Source organism: Roseateles sp. P5_B10 (assembly GCF_056400485.1).
Genome location: NZ_JBFULE010000777.1, coordinates 1 through 2435, shown reverse-complemented (window position 1 = coordinate 2435; position 2435 = coordinate 1). Strand labels below are relative to the sequence as shown.

The window sequence follows — 2435 nt, the reverse complement described above, 5'->3', positions numbered from 1 at the left end:
CGACGGGTCCACCGTCAGCACCGCCACGCGGTGGCCACGTTCCAGCAGGAACATGCCGAAGGCTTCGATGAAGGTGCTCTTGCCCACGCCCGGAACGCCGGAGATGCCCAGGCGCAGCGCACTGCCGGTGGCGGGCATCAGCTGAGTCAGCAGCGCATCGGCCTGCTCGCGGTGGTCGGCCCGGGTGGACTCGATCAGCGTGATGGCCTTGGCGAGTGCGCGGCGGTCGCCGGCCTGGAGGGGCGTTGCAAGACTCAAGCAGCCTCCCAGCGGTATTCGATGTCGAAGTCCTGCTCCTCGACAACCTTGAAGCCATGGCGGAGGTAGAAGTCGTTGGCGCGGCTTTCGCGCAGCGCCGCCAATGTGATGGGCAGGCCTTGTGCCTTGATCTGGTCGAGCACCCAGGCACCTATGCCCTGCCCTTGCCTGTCGGCGCGCAGATAGAGGTGATGCAGGCGCAACTCGCCGTCGCGCGGCTCGACGGTGAAGTAGCCCACGCGCTCGCCGTCGACGATGAGGTGCTGCATCCACTCAGGCCGGAACTGGCTCTTCAGCCGCGCCCGCGCGACGTCGGGATTGAAGCGGCCCAGCCGCTCCAGGCTCTCGCGCAGCGCCGCGATGCGCAGAGCCAGCATGTCTTCGAAGTCAGCCGCCCGCACCGTTTCGGTATGCAGAGTCAACACCGCACCTCCGTGGCCACGCTATTCAACTGACCGCTCCTCGGGGCGCTGGGCACCAAACAGCGCGTACTTGCATTCATCGACGGGGATCGAGATCGTCGCATTGAACATTTCAAACGCCTGATAGATCGAGGCCCCTGTATACCAACCCTCCTGCGAAGGCCCAAGGCTCCCTGATACCGTGAGGACCAACCGGTCCTCTTCCAGATTCATCCGTATCTGAAGACTGGTTACGCGCTGATGCCCCGAGGGCATCTCCTTCAGGTGCAACCCGCTCAAGAGAAAGATGTCGCCAAGACTTTCACCTTCGATGTTCACCAGGGCGGCGGTCTTGGCCCGCTCCTTCATGCGACCGAACATGCGGCTGAGCACGGCTGGTCCAACAACGGGCAAGTGAAGGTGGGGCCCTTGACCATGCGAATAGAGGGCAGTGCTAGGCGCAGGCTCCAGGCGAGGTATGTCCAGCCCGAGCGTGGGATCGACTCGGGCAGCCACCAGCCCTTCATACCCCTCTCGAGAACGCTTTTCATTTGTCAGCAGCCAGACGCTCCCGGGAAAGCGGCCGTATGTCATTGCAGGCTTGCCCGGATCTGCTCCAGCACGTCCTTGGCACTGGCCGGAATGGGCGTGCCGGGGCCGTAGATGCCCTTCACGCCCGCCGCGTACAGCATGTCGTAGTCCTGGGCCGGGATGACGCCGCCCACGAACACGATGATGTCGTCCGCGCCCTGCTTCTTCAGCTCCGCAATGATGGCCGGCACCAGCGTCTTGTGGCCGGCCGCCAGCGTCGAGATGCCCACCGCGTGCACGTCGTTCTCGATGGCCTGGCGGGCGCATTCCTCGGGGGTCTGGAACAGCGGGCCGATGTCGACGTCGAAGCCCAGGTCGGCAAAGGCGGTGGCCACGACCTTGGCGCCACGGTCGTGGCCGTCCTGGCCGAGCTTGGCGATCATCACGCGCGGGCGGCGGCCTTGTTCGTCACCGAAGGCGGCGATCTCGCCCTGCAGCTTGGCCCAGCCCTCGGCCGAGTCGTAGGCAGCCGCGTAGACGCCGCTGACCTTGTGCGTGTCGGCACGGTGGCGGCCGAAGACGGACTCCAGCGCGTCGGACACTTCGCCCACCGTCGCGCGCAGGCGCACGGCCTTGATGGACAGGTCCAGCAGGTTGCCTTCGCCAGTCTCCGCGGCCTGCGTCAGCGCGGCCAGCGCGGCCTGCACGGCGGCGGTGTCGCGCGTGGCCTTGATGCGGTTCAGGCGCTCTATCTGGCCGTCGCGCACCTTGACGTTGTCCACGTCCAGGATGTCGATGGGGTCTTCCTTGGCCAGCTTGTACTTGTTGACGCCGACGATGACGTCCTGGCCGGAGTCGATGCGCGCCTGCTTCTCGGCTGCACTCGCCTCGATCTTCAGCTTGGCCCAGCCTGAGTCCACCGACTTGATCATGCCGCCCTGGGCATTGACCTCTTCGATGATCTCCCAGGCCTTGTCGGCCATGTCCTGGGTGAGCTTTTCCATCATGTAGCTGCCGGCCCAGGGGTCGACGACGCTGGTGATGTGGGTCTCTTCCTGGATGATGAGCTGGGTGTTGCGCGCGATGCGGCTGCTGAACTCGGTGGGCAGGGCAATGGCCTCGTCCAGCGAGTTGGTGTGCAGGCTCTGCGTGCCGCCGAACACGGCAGCCATGGCTTCGATGGTGGTGCGCACCACGTTGTTGTACGGGTCCTGGGCGGTCAGGCTCCATCCCGAGGTCTGGCAG

General features: G+C 65.5%; 3 protein-coding genes and 1 pseudogene. All 4 read right to left on the bottom strand.

Going from position 1 to position 2435, the window contains the following annotated elements; translation table 11 throughout:
• Positions 1-258 (bottom strand): annotated as a pseudogene (locus AC1DU6_RS27465) (methylmalonyl Co-A mutase-associated GTPase MeaB); the annotation flags it as partial.
• Complete coding sequence (locus AC1DU6_RS27460) at positions 255-683, bottom strand: GNAT family N-acetyltransferase (protein ID WP_457326058.1); 429 nt, start codon at positions 681-683, stop codon at positions 255-257. The pseudogene AC1DU6_RS27465 and the gene AC1DU6_RS27460, both read right to left, overlap by 4 nt.
• A gap of 18 nt (positions 684-701) precedes the next feature.
• Positions 702-1052: a hypothetical protein gene (locus tag AC1DU6_RS27455; protein WP_477860996.1), complete on the bottom strand. Its 351-nt coding sequence runs from the start codon at positions 1050-1052 to the stop codon at positions 702-704.
• 197 nt (positions 1053-1249) lie between these two features.
• Positions 1250-2435: methylmalonyl-CoA mutase family protein (locus tag AC1DU6_RS27450; protein ID WP_477860994.1), on the bottom strand; the 1186-nt coding region annotated here is incomplete at its 5' end.